General features: G+C 45.3%; 17 protein-coding genes. 15 read left to right on the forward strand and 2 right to left on the reverse strand.

The window, feature by feature from the left end; all coding sequences use genetic code 11:
* Positions 1–175: 175 nt before the first annotated feature.
* Positions 176–1,042, forward strand: a complete 867-nt coding sequence (gene hprK / locus E4K67_RS02365) for an HPr(Ser) kinase/phosphatase (RefSeq protein ID WP_135544790.1) — start codon at positions 176–178, stop codon at positions 1,040–1,042.
* 195 nt (positions 1,043–1,237) lie between these two features.
* On the opposite strand, the gene E4K67_RS02370 is transcribed toward hprK, so the two are convergent.
* Positions 1,238–1,555, reverse strand: coding sequence for a type II toxin-antitoxin system RelE/ParE family toxin (locus E4K67_RS02370; RefSeq protein WP_135544791.1), 318 nt, complete (start codon positions 1,553–1,555; stop codon positions 1,238–1,240).
* Positions 1,533–1,823, reverse strand: coding sequence for a type II toxin-antitoxin system Phd/YefM family antitoxin (locus tag E4K67_RS02375; RefSeq protein ID WP_135544792.1), 291 nt, complete (start codon positions 1,821–1,823; stop codon positions 1,533–1,535). Before E4K67_RS02375 ends, E4K67_RS02370 begins: the two co-directional genes overlap by 23 nt.
* A 244-nt stretch (positions 1,824–2,067) precedes the next feature.
* Here E4K67_RS02375 and lepA point away from each other — a divergent pair, with 244 nt between their 5' ends.
* The 14 genes from lepA (at position 2,068) to E4K67_RS02445 (ending at position 15,861) form a co-directional block, all read left to right on the forward strand.
* On the forward strand, positions 2,068–3,873 hold the full coding sequence (lepA, locus tag E4K67_RS02380) for a translation elongation factor 4 (protein WP_135544793.1): 1,806 nt from the start codon (positions 2,068–2,070) through the stop codon (positions 3,871–3,873).
* Between the two features lie 65 nt (positions 3,874–3,938).
* A complete protein-coding gene (gene hemW / locus E4K67_RS02385) occupies positions 3,939–5,171 on the forward strand; it encodes a radical SAM family heme chaperone HemW (protein WP_135545159.1) in 1,233 nt (410 codons plus the stop codon).
* 557 nt (positions 5,172–5,728) lie between these two features.
* Positions 5,729–5,923 (forward strand): hypothetical protein, encoded by a 195-nt coding sequence (locus tag E4K67_RS02390; protein ID WP_135544794.1) that lies wholly within the window; start codon positions 5,729–5,731, stop codon positions 5,921–5,923.
* 423 nt (positions 5,924–6,346) lie between these two features.
* Complete coding sequence (gene hrcA, locus E4K67_RS02395) at positions 6,347–7,384, forward strand: heat-inducible transcriptional repressor HrcA (protein ID WP_135544795.1); 1,038 nt, start codon at positions 6,347–6,349, stop codon at positions 7,382–7,384.
* 157 nt (positions 7,385–7,541) lie between these two features.
* Entirely contained in the window at positions 7,542–8,147 is a 606-nt protein-coding gene (grpE, locus tag E4K67_RS02400; RefSeq protein WP_135544796.1) for a nucleotide exchange factor GrpE, read from the forward strand.
* A 29-nt stretch (positions 8,148–8,176) separates the two neighbouring features.
* Positions 8,177–10,009, forward strand: coding sequence for a molecular chaperone DnaK (gene dnaK, locus E4K67_RS02405; protein WP_135544797.1), 1,833 nt, complete (start codon positions 8,177–8,179; stop codon positions 10,007–10,009).
* A gap of 230 nt (positions 10,010–10,239) precedes the next feature.
* Positions 10,240–11,358 (forward strand): molecular chaperone DnaJ, encoded by a 1,119-nt coding sequence (gene dnaJ / locus E4K67_RS02410; protein WP_135544798.1) that lies wholly within the window; start codon positions 10,240–10,242, stop codon positions 11,356–11,358.
* A gap of 15 nt (positions 11,359–11,373) precedes the next feature.
* A complete protein-coding gene (gene prmA / locus E4K67_RS02415; protein WP_135544799.1) occupies positions 11,374–12,315 on the forward strand; it encodes a 50S ribosomal protein L11 methyltransferase in 942 nt (313 codons plus the stop codon).
* The gene (locus E4K67_RS02420) at positions 12,302–13,045 is read left to right on the forward strand and encodes a 16S rRNA (uracil(1498)-N(3))-methyltransferase (protein WP_135544800.1); all 744 of its coding nucleotides are present in this window, start codon (positions 12,302–12,304) and stop codon (positions 13,043–13,045) included. The genes prmA and E4K67_RS02420 overlap by 14 nt, the downstream gene beginning before the upstream one ends.
* A 13-nt stretch (positions 13,046–13,058) precedes the next feature.
* Complete coding sequence (locus tag E4K67_RS02425; RefSeq protein WP_135544801.1) at positions 13,059–13,310, forward strand: hypothetical protein; 252 nt, start codon at positions 13,059–13,061, stop codon at positions 13,308–13,310.
* A gap of 217 nt (positions 13,311–13,527) precedes the next feature.
* Complete coding sequence (locus E4K67_RS02430) at positions 13,528–13,761, forward strand: AbrB/MazE/SpoVT family DNA-binding domain-containing protein (RefSeq protein WP_135544802.1); 234 nt, start codon at positions 13,528–13,530, stop codon at positions 13,759–13,761.
* On the forward strand, positions 13,755–14,096 hold the full coding sequence (gene mazF / locus E4K67_RS02435) for an endoribonuclease MazF (RefSeq protein WP_135544803.1): 342 nt from the start codon (positions 13,755–13,757) through the stop codon (positions 14,094–14,096). Before E4K67_RS02430 ends, mazF begins: the two co-directional genes overlap by 7 nt.
* Positions 14,097–14,133: 37 nt before the next feature.
* The gene (mtaB, locus tag E4K67_RS02440; protein WP_135544804.1) at positions 14,134–15,474 is read left to right on the forward strand and encodes a tRNA (N(6)-L-threonylcarbamoyladenosine(37)-C(2))-methylthiotransferase MtaB; all 1,341 of its coding nucleotides are present in this window, start codon (positions 14,134–14,136) and stop codon (positions 15,472–15,474) included.
* A gap of 36 nt (positions 15,475–15,510) precedes the next feature.
* Positions 15,511–15,861: a histidine triad nucleotide-binding protein gene (locus tag E4K67_RS02445; RefSeq protein WP_135544805.1), complete on the forward strand. Its 351-nt coding sequence runs from the start codon at positions 15,511–15,513 to the stop codon at positions 15,859–15,861.
* The last annotated feature ends 27 nt before the right edge of the window (positions 15,862–15,888 follow it).

The raw sequence follows: 15,888 nt of genomic DNA on the forward strand, positions 1-15,888 counted from the left end.
TCGCCGGTAAGTTTTTCTTTAGGGATAGCGGCTTCGGCGATACTCTCCACCGGAGACTATCGTACCGGAGGCTATCGTACCGGAGACTATCGTTACTGAAGCAAAGTTCGGGATGCCACTCCGCTAGTAGAAGTGGGAGTACCACGATTGGATAAAAATAAGTAGGTGGGATGGAATGCTGACAATTAGCGAGTTAGTCGAGGAGTTTGGGTTTAAAGTGATCGCAGGGCAAGCAGGATTGGACAGGGAGATTACAGATTTTAGCCTCAAGCGACCTAGTGCTGAACTGGTTGGCTATCTGACCTATCTAACTCCGCAGAGAATCCAGATCTATGGTCGAACGGAACTGGGTCTCCTGCAACAACTCGCAGATGAAATTCGTTACGACAATCTTTCCAGGGTTATGTTGTCAGAGGTCCCCTGTATCGTTGTTACGCGCGGTTTGTCGATTCCCTCAGAGTTTATTCAACTCGCAGAGGAACGGAGTATCCCTTTGCTGACGACCCAACGCTCTACGACTCAACTCTATTATCTGCTCATTCGCTATTTGGCCAATCGTCTAGCACCTACTACTTTAGTGCACGGGGTTCTTGTGGATGTTTATGGAGTGGGCGTGCTGATCACTGGAGAAAGTGGCATCGGGAAGAGTGAAACAGCCTTGGAATTGATACGGGGAGGGCATTTGCTAGTGGCGGATGATGCTGTAGAAGTACAGCGGGTAGACGAGGAGAATCTGCGCGGCAGAGCACCTCAGACTATTCGACATCTCCTAGAAGTGCGCGGCTTGGGTATCATGGATGTCACTCAGCTGTTTGGGGCTGGGGCAGTGCGGGAGGAAAAAGAACTGCACCTGCTCATAAAATTAGAGGAATGGGAAGAAGGCAAGTATTACGACCGCCTAGGCCTCGACCCTCCGGAAACTTTTGTGATTTTAGGGATTCCCGTCCCCATGGTGACGATTCCGGTGCGGCCCGGACGTCAGCTGGCTTCCATCATCGAGGTCGCCGTCATGCAAAACCGTTTGCGAAGCAGGCGAGGGTGACGGGGATCGAGCCTAATGTTTAGGTGAAGAAATGTTTAAACCAGAAAACACCTCTCACGAGCAACGTGGCGAGGTGTTTTCTGGTTTGTCTTAACTTCTGCACTGGGATAATTATAGAGTTTGAAGCAATCAAAAAAAGCACTGATTAAAGCCTAAGAACTATCTATAATGATTGATGTTGTCATGTGTGCAATACTATCGCACTAACCACTCATAATCCTGTCTGCAATCCACGATATAGTCAACGTACACCGTTTGATCCTTGATTTGATACAAAATCAGATACCATTGTTCTACGAACATTTTATGATACTTATTGAACGGTATAAATTCGGCACTGAGGAACGGAAATCGTTCCGGCATTGTCGAAAGAGAACGGATAGCGTTTATCAATTCATTCTTTACCTTGCGGGCGGCAGAGGGATTCTTTTGTGCCAAAAACCGAACATGGACGGCCAGCATCTGACGGGAGCGATCGGAGATAATGACTCTATATTGAGGCTTTTTTTCCATGCTCCACCTCATTAATAATGCTTTCTAGATAGCTGTCCAGTTCATCCGGCGTAGTTCCGGCGCGTCCGGCCAGACGATCTTCTTCAACGGCCAGCAGTTCTTCGCGCAACTTTAGCATTTTCTCACGGCGGACAAACGTCCCGATATCCATGACCACAAGATCACCCTCGCCGTTTTTCGTGAGATACACAGGTTCTCCGGTAGATCTGCATAAATCTGCGATTTCGTTGTAATTTTGCCGGATGCTTGCGGACGGTTTAATCTGCATAGTAGCAACTCCTCATAGTAATATTGTAACTATATTATACTCATATAATGCTACTAAATCTATAATTTCTTTAAGCTTTCAATTTTTTGTGGGCACTGCAATCCAATGCATGTTTCAACTTTGGAATAATTTAGCGTTCCTTGCGAAATTCACACTGAATCTGATATAATTACTGATTAGAATGTCCTATTTGCATTATAAAATAAAATTTGTTACTTTTGAATTATAGAAATGAGGAAATACCTTGGCACAGGCTTCACAACGTATCCGGAATTTTTCTATTATTGCCCATATCGATCATGGCAAGTCTACGTTAGCTGACCGACTAATTGAATATACGGGTGCTTTGAGCAAACGGGAAATGGAAGAGCAAGTTCTAGATAACATGGATCTAGAGCGAGAGCGTGGTATTACCATTAAGCTGCAAACTGTGCAGTTAACTTATAAAGCGCATGACGGCGAGGTTTACGAACTAAATCTCATTGATACACCGGGTCATGTAGACTTCACCTACGAGGTATCCCGCAGTTTGGCGGCTTGTGAAGGTGCCTTGTTAGTAGTCGATGCGGTTCAGGGGATTGAGGCTCAAACCTTGGCTAATGTTTACCTAGCCTTAGAGAATAATCTGGAAATCATTTCAGTGATTAATAAAATTGATCTACCTAGTGCGGAGCCGGAGCGTGTTAAGGAAGAGATTGAAGAAGTGATTGGGCTCGACGCCAGTGAGGCAATCCTTGCTTCGGCAAAGACTGGAATTGGGATAGAGGAGATCTTGGAACGGGTTGTGAAGATGGTTCCACCTCCGCAAGGAGAAGATCAGGCTCCTTTGAAGGCTTTGATTTTCGACTCCAAATTCGACGCTTATAAAGGGGCTATTTCCTACGTCCGAATTGTCGAGGGTCGGATTGCCAAAGGCACGAAGATGAAAATGATGGCCACCGGAAAGGTCTTTGAAGTGACGGAAGTGGGCGTGTTTCTGCCGGCAATACGTATCGTTGATGAACTGAAAGCCGGACAAGTTGGGTTTATTGCTGCCAGCATTAAGAATGTCAAGGATACGCAGGTCGGGGACACGATTACAGATGCGGAAAACCCAGCCACTGAAGCACTTCCAGGGTACAGGCAGGCCACTCCAATGGTGTTTTGTGGACTCTACCCAGTTGATGCTAGCGATTATAACCGAATGCGCGATTCTTTGGAAAAGCTCCATCTTAATGATGCCAGCTTAGTCTTTGAACCAGAGACTTCAGTCGCCCTGGGTTTTGGTTTTCGGTGTGGATTTCTCGGTTTACTCCACATGGAGATCGTTCAGGAACGTTTGGAGCGGGAATACGATCTTAACCTGATCACGACAGCACCAAGCGTGATCTATAACGTCAACACCTTGAAAGGGGACGTTGTAAAGATTGATAATCCGTCTAATCTTCCCCCTCTCGAGTCAATTGTGAGTATCGAAGAACCGATTGTGAAAGCAACGATCTTGGTTCCGGCGGAATATGTTGGAGCGATCATGGAACTCAATCAAGAGAAGCGCGGAACGTATTTGACGATGGACTATGTGTCTAAGAGTCGGGTGAAACTGATCTATGAACTCCCCCTCAGCGAAATTGTTTTCGATTACTTCGATCAATTGAAATCACGTACCAAAGGCTATGCGTCGCTGGATTATGAGCTATGTGGTTACCAAGAGACAGATTTAGTTAAAATTGATGTCTTGCTAAACGGAGAAATGGTGGATGCCCTGTCGTTCATCGTTCACAGAGCGAAGTCTTATAATCGGGGACGGAAACTTGTGGAAAAACTTCGGGGAATTATTCCGAGGCAGATGTTTGAAATTCCGATCCAGTCTGTGATCGGGAACAAAGTCATTGCTCGTGAGACTGTCAGCGCTATGCGGAAAGATGTTTTGTCCAAATGCTATGGCGGAGATATTTCCCGGAAACGCAAACTACTTGAGAAGCAAAAAGTGGGTAAAAAGCGTATGAAGCAAGTTGGCAGTGTGGCAATACCTCAGGATGCTTTTATGGCGGTATTAAAAATCGAAGATTAAATCATGTACAGGGGCACGTAGCGTGCCCCTACATTAATTTAAAAGGAAGAGGGTTGTGCATGCGTATGCCTTCCTTATACATACACGTCCCGTTTTGTATTCGAAAATGCGATTACTGTGCGTTTTATTCTCATTCATTGGTTAACTCCCCTAAGGATCTTATATCTGTATATCTAGAGGGTTTAGAAGTCGAAATGGTTAAGCGACAAAAAGATGCCCCTCAGGGGGTATCTTCTCTATTTATCGGAGGAGGGACACCGACGGCGCTGAAGGATTCGGATCTAGAATGCTTGATGGATCTGATTCAAAGACATTTTCGCTTGGACCCGGAGGCAGAGCAAACCATGGAAGGAAATCCAGGGACTATCACAACATCAAAGCTAAATATCTTGCGAAGATACGGGATCAACCGTTTTTCCCTCGGTGTTCAGACCTTTGATGACAAATTGCTAAGCGCTGTGGGACGTATGCATACCGCCCAAGAAGCTCGTGATGCGATTGGGCGTTTGAGAGCGACAGGATTTAATAACTTAAATTTGGATTTGATGTTTGGCCTGCCTTCGCAGGATATGGGGACGTGGCAAGCGACCGTAGAGGAAGCCCTGTCTTACTCGCCAGAACATTTATCCCTCTATGGATTAATGTTAGAAGAAGGGACCCCACTGCATAGTCGGTATAAAGTAGGAGCGATCGACGAGACAGACGAGACAGATGAGGTAGATAAGGAGCAAAAACTTGAATCACGATGTGGTCCCGCAGAAAATGTAGGGTGTGAAACGCTTCCAGATGATGATCTACAAGCTGAGATGCATGATTGGGCAGTTAAGCGGCTAAAACAGGCGGGGTATACTAATTATGAAACGTCCAATTTCGCTCTCCCTGACTATGAATGTCGGCATAATTTAGGCTATTGGAGGGGAGAAGATTATTTAGGGTTAGGCCCCGGTGGGGTGTCATGTTTAAACCGGGTGCGTTGGAAAAATATCGAAGAAGTACGCACTTATCAAAGCCGTCTTGATAATGGGCAAGATCCCATGGATGAATCAGGTCAGGAAGCATTATCATTGCAAGAGTGCATGGCGGAACGTATGATTCTGGGGTTACGCCTCGAGGAAGGCGTTAATTTAACATTGTTTAGAAATGATTTTGGAGTTGATCTTAGGGATATTTATAGGGACGTGTTGGAACGATATAAGAATAAGGATGTTCTGATATTTCAAGGTGATTATTTGCGATTGAATCCGAAGTATTCGTTTGTTGCGAATTCGATTCTACAAGAGTTCGTGGGACTTGTGTGACATAGCGCTCGGTCATACGACGCAGAGAGGGTCTTGTGAGACACAGCGCTCGGATCCTACGACGCAGAGCAAACTAGCCGTTCAAGCTCCTGCTGTGGGGAACGGGGTACATCCTTCGGCGCTAGTATTCTTTTAAAGAACACGCCTACGGCGATAATCTCCACTGGAGACTATCGTGGCAAATTCGCCATCCTTGGCTCAGTTGCCGGCTTCGCACGTCCTGTGCTCAGCCCCGTATTTGGGGTCGGGAGCTTGAACGGAAGTTTGCTGGGCTGCTTACGTAAAGACGTCGCGCTGTGTCACACTGCGTCCCGGGGCTAGAAACAAACGGAGGACGGGGAACGGAGGACGGAGCGGCGTTTAAGGGGACGGCACATTTCATGTGCATCGTCTTGCTTTGTGGGTTCTGGGGACGGTACTTGAAATTGCATTGCGCTACCCAGCGTGTATAGCGAGTGTGCTTAAATTGTCGGGGTAGGACACAAGGGACGGTGGGGCTATCTTGACGGTACATTTCATGTGCGCCGTCTTGCTTTGGGGAGAAGGAGGTTTAAGTAATGGTTATTAACCCGAATGGATCGGTAAGATTCGATAAGGCAGAAAAGATAGAAGCATTTAACTGTGAAAGATGCGACACTGAAATGCTGGCAAAACACGCCAATGACTGGCTAGATCCAGATCATCCTGATAGAGAAAAGATTAAGATATGTAACAGTTGCTACGGTTTAATAGCAGTAATAGACAAAAAGTGATGTGCTTCAATTGTTCTACATATTTAGTTCATGTGAAGCGTCCTGCTTCCAATTAGAAAAGATGGGGAAGAATGCAAGTCTGAGAACCGTCCCCAAACTTGCACTACCTTGCATAAAATCGCATAACTTTAGACTGCGAGGTGCGGGGGGGGGGTTACGCCAAATGCGCTGTCCTATCTTCGGAGATGGCAGATTTCATGTTTGTCGCCTTGTTTTGGAGAAACTTGGCAGAAGTGTAGTCGTTCTACTTAAAATAATTTATTTTGAAATGATTCTTGACAAAGTGAAAGCTGAGTGGTAAGGTGAACACATAAGCTGTTAGCACTCATCGAGAGAGAGTGCTAACAAGTGAAATGAAAAAACGATAAGAACGTTAAATACTTAAGCGGAGAGGGGCAATCTTCGGAAAGGCGGAAAAGCATTATGCAAATGGATGAACGCAAACGCAAGATACTAAGGGCGATTGTACTGGATTATATTGCTACCGCTGAACCGATTGGTTCACGAACGATTGCACGTAAGTTTGATCTTGGGGTATCTCCTGCAACGATTCGCAATGAGATGGCTGACTTAGAAGATTTAGGATTCATTGAACAACCATATACTTCAGCTGGGCGAATTCCTTCGGATGCGGGGTATCGGTATTTTGTGGACTGCCTAATGGATCCTCAAACTCTTAGTGAAGAGGATCAGGAAACTATTGAACGGGAAAGTACGAAACGAATCCATGAGATTCAAGAAGTTATTTCCCATACAAGTAAGTTGTTGTCAGAACTTACAAACTTAACGAGTATAGTACTTGGGCCACAAAAAGGGAAAAGCACGTTTGGGAGAATGCATTTTCTGCCGTATCAACCCGGTCAGGTTATTATGGTGATCGTGAAGGAAAACGGTGTGGTAGAGAACCATATTGTTGATGTTGGAGAGAATCTCACGGCTGAAGAGCTTCAACATGTGGCTGGGGTTTTTAATCAAAAAATGCGAGGGTATTCCTTAGGGCAGGTTAAAAGCAGCTTGTTGCATGAAATTTATAGTGAGTTGTCCCGACAGAGGCTTCTGATTGACAATACCATGGATATGCTAAGGACTATTTTGGACGATCACGAGGGAGAAGAACGCATTTATCTTGGTGGAACTCTCAATATGCTGAATCAACCTGAATTTAAGGATTTATCTAAAGTAAAAACTCTATTCAGAGTGTTTGAAGAGAATGAATCTCTGAGAAAACTGCTGCATCCATACAATGAGGGGTTAAATGTCACCATTGGTGGGGAAAATATGTTAAAGGAATTTCGAGATTGTAGCGTGATTTCTGCAACATATAAAGTTAACGGGATAACTATTGGGGCGGTAGGTGTTCTTGGACCGACTCGTATGGATTACGCTAAAGTGATAGCTATTGTAGAATTTATGACGCGCAGCTTGACGGGAATTTTGACGGGCAGAAAAGGGATGTTGTGAACGCTTATTACGAGGCGAGCGCGGCAAAACCTCTGGGCTTTCTGCATGTGGGAACGCAAGTTATTTACACTAACTTTGGGCTTGAAACTACTTAGTTGTGGAGGGTCCTTAAATCATAGATTAAGTCGATTTTATTAAGCGCGAGAGGTGATTGTGGATGGTTCGAAGGAGAGATGAAGCTCTCAAAGACCAAGAGTTGGGTAAGGACGAGGATAACATGACGGACAACGGGCTTGATTCCGAAAAATCCATCCTGGATGAAGGATGCTTGGATGACGAGGATATGAACCCTCTAGAAAAGGAGCTGACCTTAGGAGCGGAGCTTGTTAAGGCCAGATCTAAAGCAGAAGACTATTATGGTCAGTTGCAACGTCTGCAGGCCGATTTTGATAATTATCGAAAACGGACTCAAAAGGAAAAAACTGAACTCATAAAATATGCGTCTGAACGCCTTGTGGTAGATTTGCTTCCTGTCCTGGACAATTTTGATCGCGCGGTTAGTGCGGCCAAAGATAATCCGGATTTTACATCTTTTTCGCAAGGAGTGGAGATGATTCTTCGCCAAATGCAAACCGCACTAAGCAAGGAAGGTTTAAAGGCGATGGATGCTGTTGGTCAACCTTTTGACCCGAATCTTCATGAAGCAGTGCTCCGAGTGGCTTCAGAAGAGCATCCTGAAAATACTGTCGTAGAAGAACTACAAAAAGGGTATTATCTCAAAGAAAAAGTGTTACGTCCTTGTATGGTTAAAGTTTCTAATTAATTTAAGTAATTTAAGGGGGAAGAAATAAAATGGGAAAAATTATTGGTATTGACTTAGGTACAACAAACTCCTGCGTAGCAGTTATGGAAGGTGGGGAAGCGGTAGTTATCCCTAACGCGGAGGGAAATCGCACAACTCCATCGGTAGTAGGTTTTTCGAAAACTGGTGAGCGTTTAGTTGGACAAGTGGCTAAGCGACAATCAGTTTCCAATCCTGACAAAACAGTTAGTTCTATTAAACGGCATATGGGTTCGGATTTTAAAGTGAAAATCGACGATAAACCTTATAGCCCACAAGAAATCTCCGCGATGATTCTTCAAAAACTTAAAACGGATGCGGAAGCTTATCTCGGTCAATCAGTCACTCAAGCGGTTATTACTGTGCCAGCCTATTTCACAGATGCTCAGCGTCAAGCGACTAAAGATGCGGGAGCAATTTCCGGACTTGAAGTACTTCGGATTATCAATGAGCCTACAGCTGCAGCGCTGGCCTATGGTCTCGACAAAAAAGATGATTCAACTGTTTTGGTGTTTGACCTAGGGGGCGGAACCTTTGATGTTTCAATCCTCGAATTAAGCCAAGGCATGGTTGAAGTGAAAGCAACGAGTGGTAATAACAATCTGGGTGGCGACGATTTTGATCAACGTTTGATCGACTATATGGTGGCTGAATACAAGAAAAGTAATGGCGCAGATCTCTCAAAAGATCGTGTTGCTCTGCAACGTTTAAAAGAAGCAGCTGAAAAAGCCAAGATTGAGCTTTCTGGTGTTACAAATTCAAATGTCAATCTGCCGTTCATCACCATGACAGAACAAGGACCACAACATTTGGACATGAATATTTCCCGTGCCAAGTTTGAAGACATTATCTCAGATCTCGTGGAATCTACAATTGGACCCACACGTCAAGCAATTGAAGACGCTAAACTTTCTTGGGACAAAATTGATCAGATCATTTTAGTAGGTGGATCTACTCGTATCCCATCAGTAGTAGAAGCAATTAAGAAATTAAGCGGTAAAGAACCACACAAAGGGGTTAACCCAGATGAAGTAGTCGCCATGGGTGCGGCCATTCAGGGTGGTGTTCTCAGTGGAGAAGTAAAAGACATGATCTTGTTGGATGTTACCCCGCTTTCCTTAGGAATTGAAACTCTTGGCGGAGTATTTACCCGAATCATAGACCGTAACTCTACTATTCCTACCACTAAATCTCAGACGTTCTCAACGGCTGCAGACAATCAAACCTCAGTCGATATTCATGTTCTTCAAGGGGAACGTGAAATGGCGAGTTATAATAAGACTCTTGGACGTTTCCAACTTACTGGATTACCGTCTGCGCCACGAGGAATTCCACAGATCGAAGTTAAATTCGATATTGATGCCAATGGAATTGTCCACGTCTCCGCAAAAGATATGGCCACAGGGAATGAACAAAAAGTGACTATTACTTCTTCTACTGGTCTCTCTAAAGATGATATTGAAAAAATGAAACAAGACGCCGAAGTTCATGCTGAGGAAGACAAGAAACTCAGAGAACTGATCGACGCTAAGAACCAAGCTGATTCGCTAGCATATCAAACAGAGAAGACTTTGAAAGACTTCGAGGGTAAGGGAGATGCTGCTGAAGTTGAAAGCATCAAAACAGCCCTTGAAGACTTGAGAAAAGTTGCGGCAGCTGAAAGCGTAGAGGATATCAATGCGAAAACAGAGGCCTTGAACAAAGTGCTCCATCCTTATGTTGAAAAGATGTATCAACAACAAGCTGCTCAAGACCCGAATGCTGGGGCAGAACCTGGAGCTGAGGAGCCCAAGAAGGATGACGACGTTGTAGATGCTGAATTTACTGAGGTTAAGAAAGACTAATTTCGATGGCTGTAGCACCGGTTAGAACTGGCTAAATATGGCTAGGATACGTATTAGGTGATTTTGGGTGCAAAGGTGTTTAAGCCTTTGCGCCCGCATTTGTTTGCAGATTAATAATATTATTTCCATTTAATTGGAGAATTCCTTGTGCTTATAGTCTAAGGGTCATATAATACTATAGGACTTATAGCCTTGTAGCGGATAGGCAAGCAGGAGTGTGGAGGGAAGACATGAAACGCGATAACTATGAAGTGCTCGGGGTCGAGCGGTCAGCAAGCGAACAAGAAATCAAAAAAGCGTATAGGAAGTTAGCCCGCCAATACCATCCTGATGTTAACCAGGGTGATAAAGGAGCGGAAGAAAAGTTTAAGGAAGTTACGGATGCCTACGATGTTTTGAGTGATTCAGAGAAGAGAGCGCGTTATGACCAATTTGGTCATGCCGGTACAGATCCCAACCAAGGTGGTGGATTTGGCGATGCTGGAGGCTTCGGAGACATTTTCGATATGTTTTTTGGCGGCGGTGGCGGCGGCGGGCGGCGCGGTGGTCCGCAACGGGGAGCTGATTTGCGCTATGCGATGACCTTGACTTTTGAAGAAGCGGTGTTTGGCGTCGAGAAGGAAATCCAGATTCCGAGGGATGAAACTTGCGTGGATTGTCAGGGCTCTGGGGCAGCTCCAGGAACAAATCCAACAACGTGTTCCCAGTGTCATGGCAGCGGACAAGTGAAAGTACTGCAACGCACGCCTTTTGGCCAAATCCAGACGGCTCGAACGTGTCCGACATGTCATGGGGAAGGACGCACGATAAGTAGTCCTTGCTCAATATGTAGCGGACAAGGGAAAGTCCGAAAGGTTAAAACGATTAAAATTAGCATTCCTCAAGGTTCTGAGGACGGCTTAAACCTAAGGCTCAGTGGAGATGGTGAGGCTGGTGCCAAAGGAGGTCCCTCGGGAGATCTTTATATCGTTTTGCAGGTCAAACAACACAAGTTCTTTGAACGTGAAGGAAATGACATTTATTGTGAGGTCCCAATTACCTTTATTCAGGCAGCTCTGGGCGCAGAAATTGATGTTCCAACGCTAGATGGGGTGGTTAAGATGAAAATCCCCGAAGGAACTCAAACGTCCACGGTTTTTCGTCTTAAGGCGCACGGAGTACCCCATCGCCGTGGGAGCGGTCGTGGAGATCAGCATGTTCGAGCTGTTTTAACAACTCCAACTAAGCTAAACGAAAAGCAAAAGAAACTTTTGCGTGAATTTGGTGAAGTGACGACTGAACAGCAACAAATGGGTAAGAAATCATTGTTCGAAAAGTTCAAAGAAAACCTCAAGGATGCGATGGGGTAAAAAGGAGCATAAACAATGAATTGGCGTGAAGTAGCGGTAACAGTTTCATCTGTAGGAGAGGAAGCTGTTGCCGATCTTTTTTATCAGTTAGGGTGTCTTGGTGTTAGTGTGGAAGATCCGGAACTTCTACGCAGTTACATAGAATCCGGAAATTGGGATTACCATGATTTTGGAGAAGTGGAACTCACAGGTACTTCTGTAGTAAAGGGCTATTTCCCTGAGGATGACGAGCTGGCAGATAAACTTGAGAAGCTGGATCTAGGAATTCGTGAACTACTACAGCGCTCTCCAGATTGGCTAATACAGGCTAAGGGGATTTCGTTAAAGGAAATAGATTGGGAAACTGCGTGGAAAGCTTATTTTAAGCCGATACATATTGGGAAACATTTTCTAATTAAACCGACCTGGGAGGCAGTCGATCCTCGTGAAGGGGATATCGTCTTGGAGCTTGATCCTGGCATGGCCTTCGGAACAGGAACTCATGCCACGACAACGTTGTGTTTAAGAGCCTTGGAAGACGTTGTTAAACCCGGACAACGAGTGTTTGACCTTGGGACAGGCTCTGGTATTTTAGCAATCGCAGCTGCAAAGCTCGGAGCAAAGGTGGATGCGGTCGATCTCGATTCCGTGGCGATTAGGGTGGCTCAGGAAAATGTTGATTTAAATCATGTGAACGATCAGGTCCGAGTTGTACGTGGGGATTTAGGGACCGTGCTCACGGGGCAGGCGGATGTCGTGATTGCTAACATTATTGCAGATGTTATTTTAATCTTACTCCCGGATTTGAAACGCATATTGCGTGCGGACGGTGAATTTCTGGCTTCTGGTATTATTGAAAATAGAGCGGACGATGTGGAAGAAGGATTGAAGGAAGCCGGATTAGAGATTGTGGAACGCCTTGAAGATTCCGGGTGGATATTATTTCGAGCGAGGTGGGCTAATTATGAATCGGTTTAAGATTACGGAGTTAGGCGACGAGGTATTTTGGTTGCGAGATGCTGAACGTGATCACCTAGTCCGAGTGCTCAGACTAAAACCCGGAGATTTGGTGGTTGGATTTGATAATACTGGGATGGAGTATACTAGTGTCATCAATAAGATTGAGGACAATAGCGTAACCTGTCGAATTCTCAGTTCGGATCATCCGGATGTGGAAGCCCATACCGCTGTGTATCTGGTGGCAGGGCTCTCCAAGGGGGAAAAAATGGAATGGGTGATTCAAAAAGGCACCGAACTGGGCATGAAGAGTCTAATACCCTTGAGAGCTAAACGGTCAGTCATGCAACTTGAGGGAAGTAGGGCTCAGGAAAGGGTCGTTCGCTGGCAAAGAATCACTTCAGAAGCGGCGAAACAGTCCCATAGAGTTCAGGAACCCTTAATATCTGAGGTCTGCGATTGGAAGGACTTGGCGGAGGCGGTGCCGCCCGATACTCAGTGGATCATTCCCTATGAAGAGGAAAAAACCCAGACTTTGGTTTCTGTTCTTAAAACGATGGACGCTGAACGTCCTATTGCTATTCTTATTGGACCTGAGGGTGGTTTTGACGAGACCGAGGTGGCTTTTGCCCAAGAAAAACTTGGGGCGAAGAGTGTGACGCTAGGGCCTAGGATTTTAAGGGCTGAGACGGCTGCTTTAGCGACGCTTGTAATGGTTTTGGCGCATTTCGGGGATCTCGGGGCCTTGTGAGACACAGCGCTCGGTGCTTACGACGCAGAGCAAACTAACCGTTCAAGCTCCTGTCTCAGGGGAGCGGGGTACATCCTTCGGCGATAGTATTCTTTTAAAGAACACGCCTACGGCGATAATCTCCAATGGAGACTATCGTGGCAAATTCGCCATCCGTGGCTCAGTTGGCGGCTTCGCACGTCCTGTGCTCAGCCCCGTATCTGGGGTTGGGAGATTGAACGGAAGTTTGCTGGTCTGCTTGCGTAAAAGACGTCGCGCTGTGTGACACTGCGCCCCGGGCTTGGGACGGGGACGGAGACGGGGCGGATGGGGGCTGTCGAGACGGCACATTTCATGTGCGCCGTCTTGTCTTTGCGTGTAGGGTGTGGAAATGGTTATTGACTTGCATTCAGTATTGAATCATTTTTGGCGGGGTTGCAAATATTAATAGCTAAGAAATGCTTTTTTGTATATACTATGTATATACGAGAGGAGGCTTTCTGATGGTTGCGATAATTACGAAATGGGGAAATGGTTTAGGTCTTCATATTCCTCAATACGTGGCAAAGGAAATCGGAATTAAAAATGGAACTCCAGTCGATATAAATATTGTTGACGGATCAATTGTAGTTAAACCCAGAATTTATTCTTTAAAAGAACTTTTAGATCAGGTAACTCCGGAGAACCTTCATGGAGAGATTCACGCAGGTGAACGGATCGGGAATGAAGAATGGTGAATAATTATTTTCCAGACCGGGGAGATGTTGTTTGGCTCCAATTCAATCCGCAGGCTGGTTCTGAGCAAGCTGGAAAACGACCCGCTGTAGTATTATCTCCAAAAGAATATAATCAAAAAACAGGATTGGCTTTATTCTGTCCGATAACAAGCAAGATTAAGGGTTATCCATTTGAAGTGAGATTACCGGAAGGACTGCCTGTAGGGGGGGTTATTCTGGCTGATCAAATTAAAAGTCTTGATTGGATAAGTCGATCAGCACAATTTGTGGGTATAATGCCAGTGGAAATAATGCAGGAAGTTATACTGAAAGCTGAAACGCTGTTTAAAGAGTGACCCTGTTAATTGTTTTGTAACAAAAGGTGGAATATTTATGCCTTTAGAAGGTGAACATAGTAAAACGCATCCGGCTGTTTGTTTCGTTACGCTTGGCTGCAAGGTGAATCAGACTGAGAGCGAGGCGGTGGCTCAACTTTTTCGAGAGGCAGAGTATAAGGTGGTCGAGGCCTCAGAGGAAGTGGCTGTTGATGTTGTTGTCGTTAATACTTGTACTGTGACGAATATGGGGGATAGTAAATCACGTCGAGTTATTCGCCGTATGATTAGGGAACATCCCGAAAGTGTTGTTGTGGTTATGGGGTGTTATGCGCAGACTGCTCCGGGTGAGGTCTTGGGTATTGAGGGCGTTGATCTTGTAGTCGGGACGCAGGATCGAATGAAGATGTTAGACCTGATTAAGCAAGTGAAAACTGAGCAAAAACCTCAGAATGCTGTGCACGAGATTTGGAATGCAGAGGAGTTTGAAGAACTTCCCCAACTCAGCGAAGAGCACAGGGCAAGAGCACTTCTCAAAATACAGGAAGGGTGTAATCAATTCTGCACCTATTGTATTATTCCTTATGCACGTGGCCCTTTACGGAGCCGTATCCCTGAGAATGCTCTAGCTGAGGCTCGCCGGCTTGTTGAGGCGGGATATCCCGAGATCGTCTTGACTGGAATTCACACTGGATATTATGGACAAGATTTAGAGGACGGTCTGGAGGGGAAGTGGGATTTAGCTCGTTTAGTAAGGAAATTGGTTGAAATACCTGGGCTAAGTCGTCTGCGCTTGAGTTCAATAGAACCGATGGAATATACCCCTGCGTTAATAGAGAGTATTGTCTCATCAGATAAGGTCTGCCCCCACTTACATATGCCTTTACAGAGTGGAAGCGACCGGATACTGACCCGAATGAACCGTCCCTATAATTTGAACGAATACCGAAGCCTGCTAGAAAGACTTCGACAGCGAGTTCCAAATCTTGCCGTTACCACGGACATCATTGCTGGTTTTCCAGGAGAAACTGAAGACGATCACGCTTCTACTTTAGAGTTTGTGAAGTCCTGTGGATTTTCCGGAATTAATGTATTTCCCTATTCGAAGCGGAAAGGAACTCCTGCGGCTGACTATCCTGATCAAGTTTCGAAGCAAATTAAGGAACGGCGGGTCAAGGAGTTGTTGTTGGTAGCTCACGATAGTCAGGAAGAGTTTGTTAGTCATTTTCTCGGAAAACCTGCGGAAGTGCTGATCGAATGGATTGATTCACAAGGTCGGGCGATAGGGCATACTCCTCATTATATTCAAGTTCAATTGCCGGCCAGTGAGGGTGTATCGCCTTGGGTTTCTCGGCAATTTGTAACGGTTGTTTTAGAAAAAGATCATATGAACAAATAGATAGTTAGTTTAATAAGATAAAGGGGGAACTGAAATATGCAAGTAGAGGATTGTTTATTTTGCAAAATCGCCCGTCGAGATATTCCAAGTGAGATTGCCTATGAGGATGATGAGATGATTGCGTTTAAGGATATTCAACCGTTAGCACCTGTGCATTTGGTCATAATCCCGAAAATTCATTTGGGAAGTCTTAATGATGTCACGTCTGCACACGAATTGTTAATCGGTCATATTTTTGGCGTAATCCGTCGTTTAGCTGAGGAGTTCGGAGTGGTCGAGTCGGGTTATAGAGTGGTGACGAATACTGGGACAGATGGAGGTCAAGTTGTCGGACACCTGCATTTTCATTTGCTCGGAGGACAGGCGCTAAACGCGAAAATTGGATAATTTACGCGAAAAAAATTCGTGTCATAC

The sequence above is a fragment of the Desulfosporosinus fructosivorans genome (genome assembly GCF_004766045.1).
Classification (GTDB): Bacteria; Bacillota; Desulfitobacteriia; order Desulfitobacteriales; family Desulfitobacteriaceae; genus Desulfosporosinus; species Desulfosporosinus fructosivorans.